The sequence below is a fragment of the Novosphingobium kalidii genome, from assembly GCF_040534015.1.
Taxonomy (GTDB): domain Bacteria; phylum Pseudomonadota; class Alphaproteobacteria; order Sphingomonadales; family Sphingomonadaceae; genus Novosphingobium; species Novosphingobium kalidii.
In genome coordinates, this window is the sequence record NZ_JBEWLY010000009.1 from 1 (window position 1) to 21,127 (window position 21,127).

The 21,127-nt window shown below is 61.9% G+C and carries 15 protein-coding genes; 7 read left to right on the plus strand and 8 right to left on the minus strand.

Features of this window, described 5'->3' with window-relative positions; all coding sequences use genetic code 11:
• Positions 1 to 360 precede the first annotated feature (360 nt).
• The 5 genes from ABVV53_RS05795 to ABVV53_RS05815 form a co-directional block, all read right to left on the minus strand.
• Complete coding sequence (locus ABVV53_RS05795) at positions 361 to 1,713, minus strand: efflux transporter outer membrane subunit (protein WP_353983452.1); 1,353 nt, start codon at positions 1,711 to 1,713, stop codon at positions 361 to 363.
• A complete protein-coding gene (locus tag ABVV53_RS05800; RefSeq protein ID WP_353983453.1) occupies positions 1,710 to 4,820 on the minus strand; it encodes an efflux RND transporter permease subunit in 3,111 nt (1,036 codons plus the stop codon). The genes ABVV53_RS05795 and ABVV53_RS05800 overlap by 4 nt, the downstream gene beginning before the upstream one ends.
• A complete protein-coding gene (locus tag ABVV53_RS05805) occupies positions 4,817 to 5,917 on the minus strand; it encodes an efflux RND transporter periplasmic adaptor subunit (protein WP_353983454.1) in 1,101 nt (366 codons plus the stop codon). The genes ABVV53_RS05800 and ABVV53_RS05805 overlap by 4 nt, the downstream gene beginning before the upstream one ends.
• Before the next feature lie 193 nt (positions 5,918 to 6,110).
• A complete protein-coding gene (locus ABVV53_RS05810; RefSeq protein ID WP_353983455.1) occupies positions 6,111 to 7,370 on the minus strand; it encodes an MFS transporter in 1,260 nt (419 codons plus the stop codon).
• 722 nt (positions 7,371 to 8,092) lie between these two features.
• Positions 8,093 to 8,686: a hypothetical protein gene (locus tag ABVV53_RS05815; RefSeq protein WP_353983456.1), complete on the minus strand. Its 594-nt coding sequence runs from the start codon at positions 8,684 to 8,686 to the stop codon at positions 8,093 to 8,095.
• A gap of 367 nt (positions 8,687 to 9,053) precedes the next feature.
• On the opposite strand from ABVV53_RS05815, the gene ABVV53_RS05820 reads away from it, so the two are divergent.
• The 5 genes from ABVV53_RS05820 (at position 9,054) to ABVV53_RS05840 (ending at position 14,691) form a co-directional block, all read left to right on the plus strand.
• A complete protein-coding gene (locus tag ABVV53_RS05820; RefSeq protein ID WP_353983457.1) occupies positions 9,054 to 10,658 on the plus strand; it encodes an FMN-binding glutamate synthase family protein in 1,605 nt (534 codons plus the stop codon).
• A gap of 234 nt (positions 10,659 to 10,892) precedes the next feature.
• A complete protein-coding gene (locus ABVV53_RS05825) occupies positions 10,893 to 11,684 on the plus strand; it encodes a class I SAM-dependent methyltransferase (RefSeq protein ID WP_353983458.1) in 792 nt (263 codons plus the stop codon).
• A 201-nt stretch (positions 11,685 to 11,885) separates the two neighbouring features.
• Positions 11,886 to 13,088: a DUF389 domain-containing protein gene (locus ABVV53_RS05830; protein WP_353983459.1), complete on the plus strand. Its 1,203-nt coding sequence runs from the start codon at positions 11,886 to 11,888 to the stop codon at positions 13,086 to 13,088.
• Positions 13,089 to 13,221: 133 nt separating this feature from the next.
• Positions 13,222 to 14,202, plus strand: a complete 981-nt coding sequence (locus ABVV53_RS05835) for a sterol desaturase family protein (RefSeq protein WP_353983460.1) — start codon at positions 13,222 to 13,224, stop codon at positions 14,200 to 14,202.
• A 117-nt stretch (positions 14,203 to 14,319) separates the two neighbouring features.
• Positions 14,320 to 14,691, plus strand: a complete 372-nt coding sequence (locus ABVV53_RS05840; protein WP_353983461.1) for a hypothetical protein — start codon at positions 14,320 to 14,322, stop codon at positions 14,689 to 14,691.
• A gap of 242 nt (positions 14,692 to 14,933) precedes the next feature.
• Here ABVV53_RS05840 and ABVV53_RS05845 read toward each other — a convergent pair whose 3' ends face one another.
• The gene (locus ABVV53_RS05845) at positions 14,934 to 15,194 is read right to left on the minus strand and encodes a hypothetical protein (protein WP_353983462.1); all 261 of its coding nucleotides are present in this window, start codon (positions 15,192 to 15,194) and stop codon (positions 14,934 to 14,936) included.
• A 297-nt stretch (positions 15,195 to 15,491) separates the two neighbouring features.
• On the opposite strand from ABVV53_RS05845, the gene ABVV53_RS05850 reads away from it, so the two are divergent.
• Positions 15,492 to 15,938, plus strand: coding sequence for a hypothetical protein (locus ABVV53_RS05850; RefSeq protein ID WP_353983463.1), 447 nt, complete (start codon positions 15,492 to 15,494; stop codon positions 15,936 to 15,938).
• Entirely contained in the window at positions 15,935 to 16,747 is an 813-nt protein-coding gene (locus ABVV53_RS05855; protein ID WP_353983464.1) for a ferredoxin--NADP reductase, read from the plus strand. Before ABVV53_RS05850 ends, ABVV53_RS05855 begins: the two co-directional genes overlap by 4 nt.
• A 23-nt stretch (positions 16,748 to 16,770) precedes the next feature.
• On the opposite strand, the gene ABVV53_RS05860 is transcribed toward ABVV53_RS05855, so the two are convergent.
• Positions 16,771 to 18,504 (minus strand): alkaline phosphatase D family protein, encoded by a 1,734-nt coding sequence (locus ABVV53_RS05860; protein ID WP_353983465.1) that lies wholly within the window; start codon positions 18,502 to 18,504, stop codon positions 16,771 to 16,773.
• A gap of 86 nt (positions 18,505 to 18,590) precedes the next feature.
• Positions 18,591 to 20,960, minus strand: a complete 2,370-nt coding sequence (locus ABVV53_RS05865) for a TonB-dependent receptor (protein ID WP_353983466.1) — start codon at positions 20,958 to 20,960, stop codon at positions 18,591 to 18,593.
• Between the last annotated feature and the right edge of the window lie 167 nt (positions 20,961 to 21,127).

Consider the following 21,127-nt stretch of genomic DNA (forward strand, 5'->3'; position numbering starts at 1 on the left):
ACCTCGACTTCTTCATTTCCCAGCTCCTTGCCTGATGGCTCTAAAGCGCCGGAAAATCTCACTCAAAGTGGATGAAAAAAATAGGGAGGACGTCAGGGCAGCTCGATAGAAACCCGGACTTTTTGTGCGAATCCCTGAAAATTCCTTGTTAGCAGGGAAATCTGGCAGAGACGGCTTCTGCTCTGGACTGCGCTGCGCACCAGGCAGTTTTTTGGAACAGCACTGATTTTTGCCTTCGTTCACCGGGCTAGTGCAAAGCCGCGCAGTTCTGCGTTTTTCAGCACCACGTCAGCTGTAGTGAGAACAGAGGCACCTCACGTCGCGGTGAACCGACAGCGCATACAAGCTTTATCAGAACACCTACGAGCCGATCGCTGCGTGAAATGCGACATAGGACGAAGCAAGCGCTGCTTCGCTGTCTATAAGCGACTGGCGGCTTGAGATCAGCTGACGCTGCGCGTCGAGCACGTCGAACAGCGAGGCGAGGCCCTCACGGTAAAGAGCGTTGGACTGGCCAAGAGCGGCCTCGCTCTGCTCGATTGCCTTGGCGAGATCCTCGTTACGCTGGCGATAGGCCTCAATCGCCACAAGTGCGTTCTCAACCTCGCCCAGCGCTTCAAGAAAGGCCGCGCGGTATTCGGCCAGCCGCGCTTGCCCTTCGGCCCGCGCCGCCTCCACTTCCGCACGGCGCCGCCCACCGTCCAGGATCGGCAAGTCGAGCGCCGTACCGATCCCGACCAGGAATCTGCTGAACAGTTCGCTCAGCGTTCCGGCACCGAGGCTGAGTGTACCCGGAACCGTCAGGGAGGGACGCAGGTCCGCCTGCTCGATCCCGATTGCCGCAGCCGCCTGCGCCAGCCTCGCTTCCGACGCAAGGATATCGGCACGTCGCCGCAAGAGGTCCGCCGGAACACCTGCTTCCGGACCGCGAGCATAGTTGGGAATGGTACTGCCATCCGGCTGCGAGGGCGGAGCGAAGTTGCCGGGTGATTCGGCCAGCAGGACTGCCAACGCATTGGCGGAAGCAGTGCGGTCGATCGAGATGAGACCAAGCCGTGCACGCGTCTGTGCCAGGTCCGCCGCGGCACGCCGTACGTCGAGATTGGCGGCGAGGCCTGCCTCAAAGCGCAGTGTCACGACCCGCAACGTCTGCTGCTGCAAGTCGGTGGACTGTTCGAGAAGATCAAGCTGCGCCCCCGTGCGGCGATATTCGATGTATTGGTTGGCTATCGCTGCCGCAACGAGGCGGCGCTGGTCGGCGAGAACGTAGTCTGCCTCGGCGTAATTAGCGGCCGCCGCCCGGACCTCGGCCGCAAGCCGCCCGTTGAAATCGAGATTGAAAAGGCCGAACAGCCCGGCAGTGCTGCGCACGCGGTTGTCACTGCCGAGGTCCACGTCGACCGCCGCTGAGCCATCAACTGAAGGCAGTCGGTCCGAGCGTTCGGCCGTGAGCAGCGCCGCCGTCGCCTCCAGCCGATCCGCAGCCGCATCAACATCAAGGTTGGTAGCGAGCCCGCGCCGAATCAGTGCATCGAGCACAGGGTCCTCAAAGCCCGTCCACCAGGACTCGCTTCGGCCGGACGGTGGCAGGTTTGTAGCGTAGACGGCAGGCGGTGCGATCACCGGAAGCAGCTCTGGATCGGAAGCCGTGGCACATGCGGCCAGAGCCAGTGTGCCCGCCAACGTCGCTCCCTTACCGATTGTGCCGATCATGCAGGCGCCATCGTGGTATCTTCATCAGTCGCCTCGATCTCCTCGCGGAGGCGTTCGAGATCGAACTTGCGTGGCTTACCCAGCCGCGCCACCGCAAGATAGATCACCGGGGTCAGGAACAGGGTGAACAAACCGGCCAAGCCCAGTCCGCCGAAGATCACCCAGCCAATGGACTGGCGCGCTTCGGCACCCGCTCCGCTCGCCAGGATCAGCGGCAGGGCGCCCACGACGGTGGAGATGAGCGTCATCGCGATGGGCCTGAGGCGAACCGCTGCCGCTTCCTCCACTGCCTCACGAACGGTGTGGCCCTGATGGCGCAGCTGATCGGCAAATTCGACAATCAGGATGCCGTTCTTGGCCATCAGTCCGATCAACATGACGAGGCCAATCTGCGAATAGATGTTGAGCGATACGCCAGAGAGGAAAAGCGCGAAGATTGCCGCGGCAAGCGCGAATGGCACTGTCAGGATCACGACTGCCGCACTGGTCAGGCTCTCAAACTGGGCGACAAGGACCAGAAACACGATCACCAGCGCGAAGGCATAGGTCAGCAGAAGATCGCTCGAGGTCTCCTCGAGGCTCTCCGCCTCGCCCCGCAGCAGCATGTCGACACCTGGCTTCACAGATTCGTCGGCCAGTCTCTCGATCTCGTCCACCGCCTCGCGCAGGGGGGTGCCGGGCGCGATATCGGCGCTGACCTCGATCGCCCGGCGTTGTTCGGTTCGGTCGAGTTCGGCAGCAATACCCTGTTCCTCGATCCGCGTGACACTGGAAAGGGGAACAAGTGTGTTCTCGCCATTGGCGGCTCCCCGAACGTAGAGATTGCGCAGGTCCGATGGATTGGTGACGGTCACCGCCTGTGCCGTCAGGAAGATCGGCACTGCCTGATCCCCGACATTGAGATCGACCAGATCCTCGCCACCCACCATCGCGCGCAGTGTCTGCGCCAGATCGTCTAAGTCGACGCCGAGATCCGCGGCGCGCTGCCGGTCGATGCGGATGGAGAGCTGCGGCTGGGTTGGCTGGTAGGAGATGTCGGCGTTGGAAAGAATGTTCGACCGGGTGTCGATCGCCGTCGCCAGCGCCCGCGCTGATTCGAAGATCGTGCCATATTCAGCTCCGGTCAGCGCCACTTCCAGCCCTTCCCCTCCGCCGCCAAAGCTCAGGGTGCCGCGGCCACGAGCATTGGTGCGCGATCCCGGTATCTCCTGAAGAACTTTGTTCAGCTCCTGGACGATCTCGGACTGACTGCGCTCGCGATCGCCCCAGCCGGCGAGCTGCGCGGTTACCCGGACGCGATTGGGATCGTAGCGCCCGACGATTGAGAAGGTGCTCTTGATCTCACCGCTATTCAGATAAGGCTGAAGGACCTGCTCGACCTCGTCGAGTTCGCTGTCCATGAAATCGATACCGACGCCGTCGGGTCCGGTCGCGTCTACGTCGATCACGCCGCGGTCCTCGTCGGGCACTAGCTCGTTCTCGAGCTGGCCATAGAGCAGTCCTGCCGAAACGGCGAGCACCACCGAGACCAGCCCCACCCAGCGCGGGCGATTGAGGCAGTGCTGGAGCAAGCGTGAGTATCGCTGCGTCGCGACGACGCCCCATCGCGCCAGACGCCCAGGGGCCGGGTCGCTGCTCGTCAGGTCGAAGCGAGCGGCGAGCGCGGGCACCAGCGTCAAAGCGACGAAGCTCGACAGGATCACTGCCACCGCCAGCACGAAGCCGAATTCGCGGAATAGCCGTCCGACCTCAGATGGCAGGAAGCTGATCGGCACGAACACCGAGACGAGCACTGCGGTGGTCGCGATCACGGCGAAGAAGACCTGTCGCGTGCCGACGACTGCCGCGGCGCGGCGCCCGAGCCCCTTGTTCTGCAGGCGCTGCGCGTTCTCCAGCACCACGATAGCGTCGTCGACGATAAGCCCAGTCGCCAGGACGAGCGCAAGCAGCGTGAGCAAGTTGATGGAAAAGCCCATCAACCAGATACCTGCCACCACGCCGACCAGCGCTACCGGTATGGTTGCGCTCGGCACTACGGTGGGTCGCCATGCGCGGAAGAAGAGCAGCATGGTGCCCACCACGACGAGGATTGTGACGCCGAGGGTAATCAGCACCTCCTGCACAGAGATGCGAATAAACTCCGCGTCGTCGGACACGACTTCGATGCGCAGATCGTCAAAACGCTCGTTCAGCCGGTTCACTGCGGCGCGGATCGAGTCCGAGATTTCTATCGTGTTGGAGCTCGCCTGCCGCACCACGCCCAGACCGATAATCGGTCGTCCGTCGAGCCGGACGAAATTGGTTGCGTTGGCAGGCGCGAAACCTGCCTGGGCCACGTCGCCGACCCGCGTCGTGCCTGATATGACGATGTTCTCGATCAGCGCAGCGTTTGTCGCACTAGCCTCCGCACGCACGACCAACTCCTGCGCATTGGAGCGGAAAGAGCCGACCGGCACATCGTATGGCGCGCGTTCCAACGCGTCGGCGACATCGGTCAGCGTCAGCCCAAACCGGTTAAGCCGCGCGGGATCGACCGATATGCGCATTTGACGTGCGCGAGTGCCGAACTCCTCGATGCTAGCGACGCCTTCGGCGGTCAGCAATTCGGGGATGATATCGTTTTCGACGATGCCGGTCAGCTCGGCTTGGTCGTAGCGTGTCGACTGGACCGCCAAGGTCATGATCGGCTGCGCGTCCTGATCGGCCTTGACGACAGTAACCTGCTCGACTCGCTCGGGTAACTCGCGCGTCACGCGGCTTACCGCCTCGCGGACATCGGAGGCGGCGGTGTCGAGATCCGTGCCGGGGTTGAATTCAACTCGAAGTCGCGCGTTGTTCTCTTCACTTGAAGCGCTGATCTGACGAATGCCGGAGACGCGCGCGACAGCGTTTTCAAGCCGGCTGGTGACTTCCGAATCCATCGTCTCAGGAGCGGCGCCGGGCAAGGTTGCGCTGACGGAAACGATCGGGCGATCGACATTGGGCAGCTCGCGCACCTCAACACCCATGATCGCCGCAATACCGGCGATCACGATCAGCAGGTTCAGCACGCCGATCAGCAGCGGCCGCTTGACCGCCAGCATGGGCAGATCGTCGCGGTCCTTCACCGCTCCGCCGGTGCTGCGGCGGGGGGAGATGAAGCGGCCGGGCGCAGGCGCACCGTCTGGCGGCCCGCGCTGCCGCCGCTAACCAGGCGAACCTCCTGTCCATCGCGCATCTTCTGCACGCCTTCGACCACCACCCGGTCGCCACGGCGGATCGCGCCATCGACAAAGACGAGTCCTTCGCGGCGTGAGGTGATCGTCACCGGTACGCGGACCGCCTTGCCCTCTCGCACAATGAACAGGTGCGAACCTTCACCGCCCCAGACGATCGCCTGTTCGGGCACGGCGGGACGCGCCTCGCCGTTGCGGGCGAACAGGACGCGAAAGCTCATGCCGGGGCGCAGAAGGTCGTCTGAATTGGAGATGGCAGTCCGTACGATGAAGTCACGGCGGTCCTGCGAAACCCGCGTGTCGGTGGCCACGACCCGCGCATTGATCGTGCGCGAGGGATCGGAAAAGGGCGTCACCTGCACAACCTGGCCGGGCCGCAAAGCACTGAAGACCTCTTCAGGCGCGGGAAAATCGACAAAGAGCTTGCCGCGCTGATCGAGCTGAGTGATCGGCGTAGCATCGCTGACACGGTCGCCGGTGTCGATTTCCGTTAGACCGACATGGCCGGAGAACGGCGCGCGCACGGTGCGGTCGGCGAGATCGGTCTGCGCCTGCTCAAGCGCGACGCGGGCGCTGGCGAGCGCGGTCTCTCCTGCTTCGATCTGGCTGGCGGACAGTGCGCCGGTATCCTCGATCCTGCGATAGCGTGCGAGCAACTGGCTCGCCTCGCGCACTCGGACCCGTGCAGCCTCCACTGCCAGCCGCTCGGCCCGCGCATCGAGCTGGAGGAGTGGCTCCCCGTCGCGCACGAAGTCGCCGGCAGTGAAGAGCACCTGCGTCACGCGGCCGGCAGTCTCGGGAAAGATCTCGGCAGAGGTGGCCGCCCGCGCCGATCCAATCGCTTCTACCTCAAGCTGCTCGGGAAGGGCGCGAATCTCCTGAGCCACCACGGGCACCGGCGCACGCTCCGGTTCCGGTGCCTCGCGGGAGCAGCCAGCCAGGGCGATGAACCAGGAAAGGGCGAATGCGCGAAAGGTCGTAATCGCCATGGCCCTTTCGTCTAATCAACAAGTACCGCCCTGTGAAGCGCGGGGCACCACGCGTCCAAGAACGAACGCGCTGACTTCGTGTCGCTTGGAGCCAAATTGAGCACGGTGCGGTTGGCCGCAAAACTGATGTGTTGCAGTCGTACTCCTTGCTACGAATTGCCTTCACCCACATTCCACGACGAGGCACGCTTATCTAGGTGACCGATCGGGCAAGCGCCCGCTTGCGCAGAAGCAGCCACAGTGCCCCAGCTCCCAGGATGTCCAGGGCGGCGAGCGCCACGAACAGCGGGTTATACCCGTAGACCTCCGCGCTTTGCCCGATCAGGAACGTGAACAGCATACCGCCGATCCAGGCAACCGTGCCCGCCATGCCGCTTGCGGTCGCGACCGTGCGCCCGTCAAAAATGTCTGAGCACAGGGTGATGAGCGCACCGTTCAGCATTTGATGAGCGAAGCCCCCGACGCAGAATAGCGCAATCGCCAGCCCCGGGGAGCCCGCTAGGCCGATGCAAGCGGGCCCCAACATGAACATGGCGCCGATCGTCATGGTGATCTTGCGCGAATTCAGCGTGCCGACCCCATAACGCATCAAGAGCGGCGGCAGCAGACCGGCGGCAAGCGAGCCCACGTCCGCAGCCAGGAACGGCAGCCATGCCCACAGGGCGATGGCCTGGAGGTCGAGGTTCCACACTGCGACGAGATAAAGCGGTATGAAGAAATTGAAGGTCTGCCACGCAGGTTCGGCCAGAAAGCGTGGCAGTGCTATCGCCCAGAAGCTGCGCGTGCGCAGTACCGCCATGCGCGTTGCCGGCGGCGCGGAAGGTGGTTCACCACGGTCCTGCTCGATGTAGGAACGCTCATTCGCGCCCAGCCGCGAGTGCTCGGCCGGACTGCGATAAGCGAACCACCACAGAAGCGCCCACGCCACGCTGAGACCACCCGTCACCACGAACGCGGACTGCCAGCCGTAGCTGAGGATGCAGAACACCACGAGCGGCGGGGCTATCATGTTGCCGACGCTTGTGCCCATCTGGAACGCGCTCGTGGCGAGCGGACGCTCCTGCGCGGGGAACCACTCCGACACTGCCTTGGTGCCGGCGGGAATCGCCGCAGCCTCGGTGGCGCCAAGGAGGGTCCGGAAAAAGGCCAGGCTCTGCCAGCCAGTCGCAAGTCCATGCGCCATGTTCGAGAGCGCCCAGCCCATCGCGAAGATGAAGAAGCCGAGGCGCAAGCCGAGGGCATCCAGCACCGCACCGGCGACTGTCTGCATCACTGTGTAGGCGGCCTGGAACAGCAGCACAACCCAGCTGTATTGCTCGGTGGTCATCCCGAACTCGGCTTTGATCGTCGGCGCGGCCACCGACAGCGTTGAGCGCGCAAGGTAGTTGAGGATCGTGCCAAGCGTGACGAGGCCGATGATCCACCACCGCAAGTGTCCGCGCGACCGCCTCATCGCTGGTGCTCGCGAACCTGGGCAATGAACGCGCTGGCATTTGCCGCGGCGCCCCTGCGGTCGTGTGAAGCATCACCCTCAAAGCAGCCGTTCGCGCAGCTTACCAAATTGAGGTGAGCGCGCGAGACAGGACAATTCCTGCCATAGCCCTTGTCGCGGTCTCTCCCCTGTCGCCACCCGTCGATGTCGACGTAAGGCTGCAAAAACATCGAATCGTTCTCCGGGTGGTATCTCGGCGCTTCAGCCTTGGCCGTGGGCGGGTTGTCTTGCGCGCTGGATGTGACCGGGGCAGCCAGAGACCAGACAAGACTGATCGGCATTCCGGCGACTGTCAGGACATGTTTGACCGGACCCGACTTCCTGGCCGGCCACTTAGACCTGTGCGGCATTGCTGCACTCGGTGCGATATCTCGACGTGCGAGTAGAGTGCGACTGCAGGATGCCATCCATATCCTCCCCGTCGCCTCCCCACCTTGATGCAGGTTCAGCGAATGAAGCAAGCTGTGCAAATGCACACAGCCTTGCCGCATCACCCCATTTGGTAAGACCAGTCAAGTGCAGTGCAATCGCTTATGACGATGCGAAACGCACCTCCTTGCCGTCGCTGAATTGATCCCGGCCGCCTCACGCCGCTCCCCACCCCTGACGCACCTCTCCGGATAGGTCTACACCGCGCAGGAGGCGGGTGACGGCAAGCACGGCGGACATGCCACGCTAGCCGATCAAAGAGGTCTCTGGTCGTAAACCCTCAGACTGCTGATTTTGCCGTCGGGGTTGATCTCGTAAACGGCAATGGATGCAAGCGTACTATAGTCCCCATCTTCCTTGACGGGGTGACTCGAGTTCGAACGCTCTTCGGTTTCGAGGTAGACCAGGCCGGATTTACCGTCTCCGGAGGGCACTTCACGCATTCTCAAGATGTAGCCTTTCCACCAGGCATGGTTAGCCCACTGGGTCAGCAACTCGGCATAGCTCTGCCAATCGTTGCGCACGCCGTAATTCCCCACCCGGCGAAAGTTCTCTCGGTCGACAAGGTCGCCCAATGGCTCCCAGTCTTCGGTCGTGATCGCAGGCTGCTTATCCTTGTTCACCACCCGGTCCATCACGGTGAGGAAATCGAGGACAATCCCTTCCAGGCGCCCATGTGGCTGCTTCTTGGCTTCGTCCAGACTTTGCAACTCGTTGTGCGATGATGCCATGGCTGCACTCTCCTCGGGTTGTTCTGTTACCTTTGCGCTGGCTCTTTCAGCTGCGCGGCCTGTGCCGGAGACTAGCAAGGCGGCCAACATAGCGGCAGTGACGGTGTAGGCCTTCAAAACTCTCTCCTTTGTTTTTTATAGCCACGCCCTCCGTCCAGACCGAGGGGGACGCAGCGTTGACTGGCATGAGTATCAGCTCACCGGCGATGATGAGCAATTGCTTTTGCGATCGCTGAAGCGGAGCCCATGCGGCCAATCTTTGCCGCGCACTGCCAGGAGCGCAAGATGCATCCGCAGCAGCGCTGGCCCTAGCCGTCCGTTTACGAGCCTGTACGCTCCGCGAGGATCTGTGCCGGCTGATAGGCAGCACGTGAGATCACAGAACCGCACCTCGCCTTGTGCGTTGCCAGCGTGGGATCAGGGTCCTGCACGAAACAACCGGCGCGCCGTCGGGACAGGGTCAGTTCGACACCTCGGAGTCTAAATGTTCTTCACACGGTTCACCGCTCTTGCCATCGCGATCATCAGCACGATCGTCAGCGGCTATTACTTGCCTGCGATCTGGGCCATTCCGCTCTTTGCCGTTGCAGCCTTCCTGGTCGGCTTAGGTATCTACGATCTTACGCAGCCGGTTCACTCAGTACGACGGAACTATCCCATCGTCGGTCACTTGCGATGGTTCTTCGAGGACATTCGCCCGGAAATCCGGCAGTACCTGATTGAAGGGGACTTCGATCAAACGCCGTTTTCGAGAAGTCAGCGCAGCCTGATTTATGCCCGCTCGAAAAACGAGAGTAGCGAGCGCGCCTTCGGCACACTCCTGGACGTCTACAAAAACGGGTACGAGTTCATCGCCCACTCCACGCGTCCGGCACCCGCAGCGGACCCGGCAACCTTTCGCGTGCGGATTGGCGGCGACGATTGCACGCAGCCCTACTCTGCCTCGATCTTCAATATTTCAGCCATGAGCTTCGGTTCGCTCAGCGCAAACGCGATCCTCGCTTTGAACCAGGGGGCGAAGCTGGGTGGCTTTGCCCACGACACTGGCGAAGGGAGCATCAGCCCATATCACCGAAAGCACGGCGGCGATCTCATTTGGGAGCTCGGCAGCGGCTACTTCGGCTGTCGAACCGCTGACGGCAACTTCGATCCGAACGCGTTCGCCAAGAAGGCCAATGACCCCCAAGTCAAGATGATCGAAGTCAAGATGAGCCAAGGCGCCAAGCCGGGCCACGGCGGCATCTTGCCGGCCCCCAAAGTGACTGAAGAGATATCGCTTACCCGTGGTGTTCCGATGGGGGAGGACTGCATTTCACCTGCGCGCCATCGCGCCTTCTCCACGCCGGTGGAGATGATGGAGTTCATCGCGCAGCTGCGGAAACTGTCCAATGGCAAGCCGGTCGGCTTCAAGCTTTGTATTGGCCAGCCTTGGGAATTCATGGCGATCGTGAAGGCCATGCGTAAGACCAGCATTCTGCCGGACTTCATCGTGGTGGATGGGGCAGAAGGAGGCACTGGCGCTTCTCCCCTCGAATTTTCGGATCACCTTGGCATGCCGATGCGCGAAGGCCTGCTGTTCGTTCATAACACGCTGGTCGGCGCCGGCTTACGCAACAAGATCAGGCTCGGAGCCGCCGGCAAGATAGTCAGCGCGTTCGACATAGCCGCCGCGCTCGCCCTTGGCGCCGACTGGGTCAATGCCGGCCGCGGCTACATGTTCGCGCTGGGTTGCATCCAGTCCCTGACCTGCAACACCAACAAGTGCCCGGTCGGAGTTGCAACGCAGGACCCGCTACGTCAGCGGGCGCTCGTGGTGCCCGACAAGGCCGAGCGGGTGTTCAACTTCCACAGAAACACTTTGCACGCCCTTTCAGAGATGATTGCCGCGGCAGGGGTGGAGCACCCAAGCAAAATCGGACCACACCATCTCGTTCGGCGCGTCAGCCAGACCGAAATCCGCCTGTTCTCTCAGTTGCACACTTTCCTCGCCGCCGGCGAACTTCTGGGAGGCAGCTCCGGCAGCGACTTCTACACCACGGCTTGGCAACTCGCCCATCCCGACACTTTCGAACTGTCGCATCTGGCATGAGGCCTCTTCCGATCGATCATCGTTTTTACAAGAAACTGTATCTGGCCTCGCATCTACGGACGGTGTTAGCCAGACACTTACAGCCGCGTGGAGGCGGCAGTGGATGTAAGGCTACTGTCACAAGAAGCTCAGACATGGCTGAATGAGCTATCCGGACGCCGCTACCAAGTCGTTCAATAAGAACGGCCTGATAGCGGCGCCCTTTAGCCCGCAGCCAAAGCAAAGCGAGACCGCGTGACGTCCAGAGAGCTTACACCCCTTCTGTCGATTGCACCTGAGGCGACGCAGAACAAAACCTTGCGAGAGCAACTGTTCCAAGTTGCGTTCTCGCTTGTTCAGTGGCCGTGGCTACTGCGAAGCCTCCACGGCGGATCGCGTGCGAGCAAGGATGCGCTGCTCAACCGGCTTGACCTTGGGGCCGGTGCCCTGCCGCATCTGGGCAGCTGGAAAGCGGACACCTACCTGTTGCACCGCATCGTTGATCTGATCGAGGAAAACAAGCCGCGGGTCATCGTAGAGCTTGGCTGCGGGGCGACCACCCTGGTTCTTGCCAAAGCGCTTGCGCTTACTGGCAGTGGCGGAAAGCTCTACAGCTATGATCAAAACGCAAGCTTCGTTGCCGAGGTCGAAGCATGGCTGGCCACTTACCGTCTTCCCGTCAGACTACAGCACGCGCCGCTGACCTTCCGCGCCTGCGACTGGCCGGGGCAGTGGTACCAGATCGACGAGCCGCCGGAGGAAATAGATCTCCTGGTTATCGATGGCCCCCCGTGGGCTATTCATCCTTTCGTCCGGGGCGCTGCGGAGGTGCTCTTTTCAAGACTTTCCTCGACAGGGGTTATCGTTCTCGATGATGCGGCGCGACCAGGGGAAAGGTACATCGCCCGCCGATGGAAGCAGCGGTGGCCGGACATCGCCTTCCAGTATGAGGGCGGCGGCGCGAAGGGCACGCTGATCGGGAGGAAGCGTGAACAGACCAACTCTGCCGCTCGCTCGGAGATCCCGAACAGGCTGGCGGCGGAATAAAGGCTTGACCGCAATCTACACGCGCGATGCAGCCTGAACGGCGCCGCTCAAGTTTTACGATGCCAGAGCGCGGGTGCGGTGGGACGGCATTCTGACGCGCCGCTTGCAACCTAACGCTCCTGAGGCGTTCCTCCTTCAGGAGGATCGATGCGGCACCTGACAATACGTGTCCCAAGTGGACAAGGACGCGAGACATCGCACGTGGCAGCCAAAGCTGGCGCCACCGATGTTCAGGTGAGCAAAGCTCATGACGGTGACGACCAGTTCGAAATTATCGACCTCAACATCGGAAACTCCAGGGTCGAGCAACTCGTCGCGGCGCTGGAGCACATTTCCGATGTGAGAATCACGTTTGCTCCAAGAGGTGTCGTCGCCCTCCGACCTCCTTCATCCGAGGCGGCTCAGCAGGTAGTCGATGTCGAGCCAAGGAGTCCGCTAGAGGTCTTCTTGAGCGGGCTCCAAAGTGTAGGTTCTTGGACCGCGTTTCTCAGTTATGCTGCCGCAGCAGGCATCGTTGTGTGGATTGGTCTCTTCGCGGAGACAATCTACCTTCTGACGGCGGCGATGTTGATCGCACCTTTCGCTTCACCCGCCATGAATGCCGCTCTGGCAACCGCGCGTGGAGACGCTTCGTTGTTCGGTCGATCCCTGCTTCGCTATGGCGCGGCACTGGCTGTCTGCATCTCCACTGCCTTCGTGCTGAGCATGATCATGCGGCAGCAAATCGCTACCCAGCTTATGGTCGACAGGAGCCTTATCTCCTCGGTGGCAGTACTCCTGCCGCTGGTGGCGGGCGCTGCGGGCGCTTTGAACCTTTGTCAGTCCGAACGCAGCAGTCTGGTGACGGGAGCGGCGACTGGGATGCTCGTCGCTGCCTCGCTTGCCCCTCCTGCCGGTCTGGTGGGGATGGGCGCCGCGATTGGTGAATGGGATATCGTCAAATCCGCCGCCTTTCTCCTGATCCTTCAGATCGCGGGCATCAATGTCGCGGGTGCCATTGTATTCCGGATTTACGGCGTAACGCCACGGGGGGTTCGACTTTCCCGTGGGAGCCGCAAGGCGAGGGGCGCCTTGTGGAGTTCGACGCTGGCCGTGCTCGGAGCTTTGGTGGTTTGGCAAATGAGCAATCCCCCCGAGCTTCTCCGCTCATCGACGGCGCAACGGGCCACACAATCGGCCAGATCGGTTGTCGATAGAATAGAAGGGGTTCAGCCGGTTCAGGTGAACGCCTCTTTCACGCGCGCCGATATCCCTGGGCAGAACACCCTGCTCGTCACAGCATATGTGCAGTCGAGCCTTGATGAGGAGCGCGTGCGTGAACTCACGGCTGCTGCGATCAAGCGCGAGTTGTCGGCCCGGTACAAAGCAATCCCGTTGGTCAGTGTCACGGTCCTCAAGCCCTGATGCCGCCCGTGGGTGGCGGTTGATACTGTCACCCCACACCGATTGAGGAACCTAAGGATACGTCCAATGACGTATGCCGCCGCTGCGGCGCTGATGGCATCCTTAAGGTGATTTTCGGTGCGCGGAGGCAAAGTTGAGCGGAGTTCGCGTAGGCAAACGAATTATTGGCGCGCAGGCGCCTGTTACCGTGGGGTGGGAAAACGTCCCCAGGGTAGAAGGCGGTCCGGTGAAGCAGTTCGTATTCACCTGGTTCCAACCCACTGTCCTCTGCGCGTTGATCGCGTTCTGGTATTATGCGCCCAATTCGATCGCCACGGCATCGACCGCCATCGGCATCGGCATCGGTTTCAAGGTACTTCTGCTGGGTTTGGAATGGGTCAATCCACGCCATAAAAGCTGGCAGTTGACGTGGAAGGAACTGGTGACCGACCTGTTCTATGTCGGCCTGGGCTATACGTTGCTGCGCATAGTCGATAGCTTCATCGGTGACGGTGTCATGATTGAAGCCGCTCAGAGCGCCTTTGCCTGGGACAAGATTGCCTGGTTCATGGGCTTACCGCTGCTGATACAAGCGTTCCTGATCTCCTTCATCTTCGATTTTGGCCAGTACTGGATGCATCGCGGCATGCACAACTGGTACCCGCTGTGGCTGACTCACGCACCGCATCACTACATCACCCAGTTGAACATCAACAAAGGCGCCGTCGGCAATCCGGTCGAACTGTTCCTGATCGGGCTCGGTATCGGCGGGTTCTTCGACTTCATGCCGCGCGCCGCCCTCCTCGCCGGAACCCTCGGCCTCGCGGTCGGCACCTACCAGCACATCAACGTGCGCTTCAACACGCCGCGCTGGTGGCGCTTCGTCTTCAACACGACCGAGCACCACAGCGTGCACCATTCTCAGGATTTCGAAGCCAGCCGCAGCAACTACTCCGGCACCTGGATCATTATCGACCGCCTATTCGGCACGTGCGTTGACGGCGAGGCTGAACGGCTCGGCATGGAGGGCGGACGCCCAATGTCGATCAGGGAGACGATGACGTTTCCCTTCACCGAGGGCTGGAACAGGCTCAAGGAGCGACTCCCCAGGCCCGCCGCAGTGCCGGCCGAGTGACGATCCGCTCGATCCTCCTAAGCCCGGCCTCGCAGCACAACGAAACCGAAGCGCTCTTTCGTAAGGAGATCATGTAACTCACGGCTTGTCGACTGGATCTGGCACATCAGGGGCAGCTTGCCACTCCGGCCCGAGCAATCGAGTGATGACGTCTTCGGCAAGCTCGACCCTCTGTTCGATCAAAGTGGCACCAGCCACCGCCAGACAGACGACACGCTGACTTTCCGCAAGAAAGACCAGGTCGCTCAAGACAAGATGTCTGTCTTCGACGGCGGCATCTTGCAGATCAGAAAAGATGCAGTGGGAGCCGTGCTCCATTATCAGCTCACCAGTAAAGCGCTGCTGTTCTGCTTTCTTGCGCCGCTGCTTTTCCTAGGCGTTGCGAAGCTCACTATCGCCATAGGTAACGTTGAGAAGCCACCTGTTGAAACTACGGACACCGCAAATAAAGCCGGCAAGAAGATTGGGAGCTGCCGCAGCATCCTATAGACAAGGCCTTGGGCGCCCCTGCCCCCGGAAAACCGAAGAAATATTCTAGCGGATCTCAGGAGGACGAGAAGAAGTCCTCCGCCACTCCCGCTTATGTCTTCGCGGCAATGTTTGCGGCTCGCTATGTTTTCGGGCGGATACTGGAGGCGAGGCTCGTCAAGAACTTGTTTGAAAAGAAGCTGCTGGATAGCAGAAGCTCGTCCGCCGAATAAGCCAGGAACGGGTCCGGTGCGCAAGCCGTGCTATTCGCGAAGCTCAACATAGATCTTCTCAACACACAGGCTAGCTGCCCAGGCGAGCCCCGCAGCCTCGGCTTCTTCAACGGTATCGTAGAACTCACTCCTGATGACGGCTTCAGAGTCGCCGGCGTTCCCTTCTTCGCCGTCGCATTCGGCCAAGGCTGAAGTGATGAGCGAGTATTGCCCGCCCGCCACTCGCTCAATCTTGATGCAATCGGTATCCTCGCCAGCTTGTTCGCCCGGCGGCAACTTGATGATCTCCATACACGGTCTCCTTTAGCTGGGAAAACGTGCAGCAAGCCCAATGGATGCACCCCTTGATGCAGGTCGTGGACGCGGGAGCTACTTCAAGCGGTCTTTCCCTGCTAGTACCGCAGGAAGCCGTTAACTTTCGGGAGCTTACGACATGTGGAGGCCTAGGGGGGCGAGTCCGACCCACTTGGGTGCACAGGCAACGGCGGCTTTGATGGAGAAGGGCTTGACCTCCATGCCGGATACCTGCAACCTTATTGCGACTGCCTCGCAGTAGCTATCGTTCCTGACGTTCAAAAGGGCTTCGCCATGTACGAGTTTGTCGATCGCCATCCCCGTCACCTCGGCAACCCCGGCCGTCTGTTGCTTTGGGCTTTGCGCGGGTGGAATCAGTCCATGGCGAGCAAAGCCTGCCCGCCGCTCGCCCTGTACCGGGGATTTTGCAGGGTCGGCGCTAGTGCTGCTTTGAACGACTTTCACGTCGCAAGCACGCTCATGCGCCGGGAAGGACTGAAACCGCTGCATGTAGCGCCCATGGATGCGTGTCGAATCGAAGAGGACGAAGCCATACTCCTTGCGCTTTGGCAGGGCGTGGCCCGTGAAGATGTCGATCAGGTGTCTGGCACGCTGAAGCTCCTGGTGAAGCCGGACGCAATTCTAGCCGTGGCCCGCGCCATGGCGGACTGCAGCAACCAGATGATGCGCGCGGGCCTGGATCTGTCTCGCGCCACTGCCCTGAGCGAGAATCTGCAATGAGTGATCGCAAGACCGCCGCCGCCGCCCTTGCCCCCTCCGCCACGCTCACGGTGGAGAAGGTACACCGCGTGCATCATTGGAACGAACACCTGTTCAGCTTTTCCATTTCGCGGCCACCATCGTTCCGCTTCCGCTCCGGCGAGTTTGTCATGATCGGCTTGCCCGGCGAGGGGCGACCGATCCTGCGCGCCTACTCGATTGCAAGTCCCGCATGGGCCGAGGAACTGGAGTTCCTGTCGATCAAGGTGCCCGATGGTCCCCTAACCTCGCGCTTGCAGCGCATCGAGCGTGGTGACCCGATCTTCCTGGGCCGCAAACCCACGGGCACTCTTGTGGCGGACGCCCTGCTGCCGGGCCGTCGGCTGTTCCTTTTCTCCACCGGAACCGGGCTTGCGCCGTTCCTGTCGCTGGTCCGCGATCCCGACATTTACGAGCGCTTCGGCCAAGTGGTTCTCGTCCACTGCGTGCGCACCGCTTCCGATCTTGCCTATCGGGAAGAGCTGGAAAGCCACCTCGCCAGTGATCCGCTGGTACAAGATCAGGCGCTGCTGCAGCTGACGTACCTCCCAACGGTCACGCGCGAGCCGTTTCCCACAACCGGCAGGATAGGCTCCCTGATCGAAACCGAGCGCCTGTTTCGCGGCTTGGGCGGACCGAGCCGCCTGGACCCCGACACCGATCGGGTGATGTTGTGCGGCAGCATGGACATGATCCGCGATCTTGTCGCCCTGCTCGAACAACGCGGCTTCGAGGAGGGCTCCAACGCAAAGCCTGGAGACGTCGTGGTAGAGCGCGCCTTCGTGGGGTAAGGGCGCGCTCTGCGAGGTGGAGTTCAAGTCAGGCGCACTTGCCCGCCCGAGCGCGCGAACTTAGCCTCGTGAATCACTTTCGTCGCATATCGGGGTGAGAGCACCGTGTTCACAGCCACAAAGCTGGCTTTGCCAGTGGACCTGCCTAGCTCCACGCGAACGTAACCCTGGTGCATGTTGTCGGTCCAGACCACTTCCGGGATGTGTTCGGCATAGGCACGGTCGAGCGCTACGGAGGTTTGCGGACCGAAGCCGCTTTCGATGAAGTCACCGGGCGAAGAAATACCTGCGGTCCCGAATTCGATGCCTGCAGGGCGGTTAGAGTCGTCGACCAGGTTATTGAGCCAGAAGCTGTGACTGTCGCCGGAGAGGACGATGAGGTCGCTCGCCCCTGCCCGGCGCGACAAGTCGTAGAAACGCTCACGCGCCCAAGGATAGCCGGTCCAGGCGTCAGTGTAGTCGGCCAGATTCCAAAGTCCCCTCCAACCCAGCGACACTGCCGGATCGGCGCCCAGCTTGGCCAGTTCTTCCGGCGATCTGGCGGCAGCAAGCCGCGGCATCGGATCGGGCACGAGACCCAGCTTGACGACATCAGGCACATTGAGCCGGGCGACCACCATCGGGCTGCCAATGAGGCGCCACGGCTGCCCCGCCCGAACCGAGCCCGCGAGCGCGGCCTCGAGATCTTCCTCTAGCTCAGGCGAAAGCAAGGGGCGGTCGGGGGCCCCGAGCACCTCTTCGCGGAACCTCTCCGCCGAAGCGGCGTCGACGATGGAGGGCGCATAGTCGAGGTATTCGATCTGCTTGGCTCGAGCCGTATGCCGCGTCTCGAGCGTGTGCAGCAGCGCGAGATCGCCAAAGCTGTAGGCGCGCCAGAACTGCGCGCGGGAACGATCCGGATGCGCGGTATGCTCCGGCTCTCGGACGGGCATCCATTCGAAATACGCCTGGACGGAGGCCGCTCGGCGCGCGTCCCAGTCGCCTTCCGTCGCGGGCTGGTGGTTCTGAGCACCCCTGACCCACGGATTGTTGGCGCTCTCGTGGTCGTCCCAGCAGGCCAGCAATGTATGCCGCGCGTGCATGGCGCGCGAACCGGCGTCGGTCTTGTACTGCGCGTGGCGCGTACGATAGTCGGACAGCGAGACAATCTCATGCGCAGGCTCGTGGCTGCGGCCAATGGTGCGAGCGATCTTCTCACCCCAGCCGTCCTCGCCTCCGTACTCGTAGATATAGTCGCCGGTGTGCAGCACGAAGTCGATCGCCGGATCCCGAGCGATAGCATCGTAGGCGTTGAAGAACCCGAAGGCGTAGTTCGAGCAGGATGCGAGCGCGATGCCTAACCGGTCGAGACGCCCCTCCGGCAGAGTGCGTGCCTGGCCCACGGGAGAAACCGCATTACCAAGCCGGAAGCGGTAGAAAAATGTCTCGCCCGCAGGCAGGTCACCCGCAAGCACCTTCACCGTGTGGTCTCGCGAGGCATCGGTCACGAAGCCACCAGACTGGCGTATCCTGGCAAAGTCAGGAGTGTCGCTGAGTTCCCAGGTGCCTTGCGCAGGACCGTCAGTGGTGACTCGGGTCCACAGGATGACGCTGCTCGCGTCGGGATCTCCGCTGGCGATGCCATGGCGGAACACCGGGTTGGGCTCAGCGATGCGCGCCAGCAGGGGAGCGGGCAATGCCAGCAGCGCGGCGGTTCCTGCAAGTCCCGCCAGCAGCGCCCGGCGAGATACGTTGGTGTGGTGGATCGGCTTGGTCATGGCAGGAGCACTCGCGCGGTGTAAGGAGTATCGCCGCGGGGCGGAGGTTCCCCTCCTCCACCCCGCAGCTTGGGAATGACGACCGATCAGAAGTCGGCGGTCACCGTGAACACCGCTGTTCGGGGCGTGCCGATCCAAGCATAGTTTCCTGAGATGCCGCCCAAATAGCTCACGTCCGTCACGTTGTTGACGGTGAGCGAAAGAGTAAGCTCCTTGAGCAGTTCGCTCAGCGCCTCGCCTCTCAGTGACACGTTCACGTCGGTCAGGAAGTAGTTCTCCGCTACCCAGCTGCTGCCCGCGTCGACGAAGCGATCGCCTGTGTACTTGCCCGTAACGCCGAAAGTGAGCGGACCGGTGTCGTAGCTACCCGAGAGCGCCCACATGTGTTTGGGGATGCCGGCCACGCGGTTACCCGCGGTGATGCCCTGCTCCTCGTCCAGGACAGCATTCCCGGTGCCGCGGTACGTAGCATCGATGTAGGTGTACATGCCGTAGAGCGTCAGCCCGTCGAGCGGCCGGACGTTCGCGAGCAGTTCGAAACCCTCGGAGTCGATGCCGCCGGCGTTGAAGAAGGTGCCATCACCTTCGCCGAGGTAGTCGACCCCTGCCTCGCTGGAGTTGGGCACGAAGATCACGCGGTTGGCGAACCTGCTCTTGAACCACGTGGCCGAGGCCTCGAAGCGCGGTGTCGTATAGCGCACACCGGCTTCCCAGTTCTTCGCAGTCTCGGGTTCGATATCGACGAAGGCTTCATCGCCGAATTCGAGGAGCCCGTCCGTCAGCGCCTTGAAGTTCTCGGCGTAGCCGCCGAACACGTTCAGGTTCTGCATCGCTTGGACCTGGATGCCGCCAGAGAACAGCACGTTCGACTTGGACTTCACGCTGGCGTCGGGCGTCTCGCCGAACAGATCCTCGCGATCGATGTGGTTGATGAACTGCTTGGCGCCAACGTTGGCGGTGACGGGGCCGAAACGGATCTCGTCCTGCACATACCACTTGAAGGTATCTTGCGGGTAGCGGCGATTGTACTGCGTCCAGTACGGCTGATCCGCGAAGTCTGGGCCGACGGCGGTGTCGACGACATTGTGCCAGTCACGCCATTCCTTGCGACGTGTATCCTCATACCACAAACCGCCGCGCAACACATTCTCGGCTGCCCCTATGCTCATCATCCAGGCGCCGTCTAGTGTGCCGCCCACACGCTCCTTGCTATAGTGCGTGTGGCGATAAGACTGCGCGCCCCTCGCTCCCGGCGCATAGCAACGCGGGCTGGACGCATCGGCGCACAGGGTGGGGCTGAGAGCGACGCCGTTTGCATCGACGAAGGTGTAGCGCGGCGGCACCGTGGAGCCTGCTGGCAGGCCTGCCCACCACGTCGGCGTGCCGTCTACACGGCCCGAGCCAAGCTCGCTTTGCGCGCCGGCACCATCCTGGATCACATCGACGATGTAAGGGGGCGCCCAGTCGCCACGGCCTGACATGTCGTGATAATAGGCCGAAGCCTTGATCTCGAACGCATTGGCGACCGTGGTTTCACCCTTCAGGTACGCGAAGAAGTTCTCACGCAGCGTTGACCACACACGGCGGTACTGCTGGTCAACGACCGGGACTCCCGTCCAGCTTGACGTCAGCCCGTCGCGGTCAGGTGCACTCGCGAACTGTCCGGCCGAGTAGATCTGATCATAGTTGTTTTCGTGCGCGTCGTCGTAGCTGACGTAACCGGTAAGCCGAACGGGGGTATCGACGATGAATTTGCCTGCGAAGTTATTCCGCTTGTTCTGCGCGGCACCACCGATCCAGTCGGTCGCTTGCTGGTGCGACGCCGAGAACCAGGCTTTTGCCAGGCCGCCAAGCAGCAGACCCGTGTCGAACCTTCCGTAGTAGCGCTGCGCCTCCGCATCGCCGAACGATCCCGAGACGCGCACGCGCCGTTCATCCAGCGGGTCTGACGTCACGAAGTTGATCGTGCCGCCAAGCGCTTCGTTCGAGCGCGTGGCGATGTCGGCAGTACCCTGCGACACCTCGACCGTCGCAATGTTCATGGTGTCGACGTAGCGGTGTGCCTTCGCGCCGCCGCCATAGCCGGAGTCGCCGTTCGGCATGCCGTCAATGGTCATGCCGATCTGTTGCTGGTCGAGGTTCGTCTGGAACCCGCGCACCGAGAGCGTGGTTGACCAATCGTCGAAGCCCAACGCATCGCCCTGGTTCACCGACACGCCAGGAAGCGTGTTGATGAGGTCGAGCGGATTGGCGAGCGGCGGCCGGTCGTCCAGCAACACATCGCTTACTGCCGTGTTGTTGTACGTGGTGCGCTCACCTGTGACGACGATCATGCTTGCATCGACTGCATCAACGGCGGCGGCAGCCTCGTCCGCTGCCAGAGCAGGCGTCCAAGAGACAAGCGTCGCAAGGCTGCTGCCAATGAGTGCCGAGCGGCGAATGGAATAACTGCGCATGCTGGTGGTCCCCCTGACCCTGTATGTTGCAGCGCAGCGTTTGATCTATTTTTCTGACAAACTCCGGTCGTTTCAATGACGAATCGCGGTCATCTTGCTGACACTTGTGCTACAGGGCGCACCCTAGGCAGACACGCCAATTCCTTGGCCCCAGGAGTGGGCACAGC

Excerpts from the sequence above, each read along its gene's own strand:
- ABVV53_RS05795 (WP_353983452.1), bottom strand. The coding sequence starts at position 1,713 with ATGATCGGCACAATCGGTAAGGGAGCGACGTTGGCGGGCACACTGGCT.
- ABVV53_RS05805 (WP_353983454.1), bottom strand. The coding sequence starts at position 5,917 with ATGGCGATTACGACCTTTCGCGCATTCGCCCTTTCCTGGTTCATCGCC.
- ABVV53_RS05810 (WP_353983455.1), bottom strand. The coding sequence starts at position 7,370 with ATGAGGCGGTCGCGCGGACACTTGCGGTGGTGGATCATCGGCCTCGTC.
- ABVV53_RS05820 (WP_353983457.1), top strand. The coding sequence starts at position 9,054 with ATGTTCTTCACACGGTTCACCGCTCTTGCCATCGCGATCATCAGCACG.
- ABVV53_RS05845 (WP_353983462.1), bottom strand. The coding sequence starts at position 15,194 with ATGGAGATCATCAAGTTGCCGCCGGGCGAACAAGCTGGCGAGGATACC.
- ABVV53_RS05850 (WP_353983463.1), top strand. The coding sequence starts at position 15,492 with ATGTACGAGTTTGTCGATCGCCATCCCCGTCACCTCGGCAACCCCGGC.
- ABVV53_RS05855 (WP_353983464.1), top strand. The coding sequence starts at position 15,935 with ATGAGTGATCGCAAGACCGCCGCCGCCGCCCTTGCCCCCTCCGCCACG.
- ABVV53_RS05860 (WP_353983465.1), bottom strand. The coding sequence starts at position 18,504 with ATGACCAAGCCGATCCACCACACCAACGTATCTCGCCGGGCGCTGCTG.
- ABVV53_RS05865 (WP_353983466.1), bottom strand. The coding sequence starts at position 20,960 with ATGCGCAGTTATTCCATTCGCCGCTCGGCACTCATTGGCAGCAGCCTT.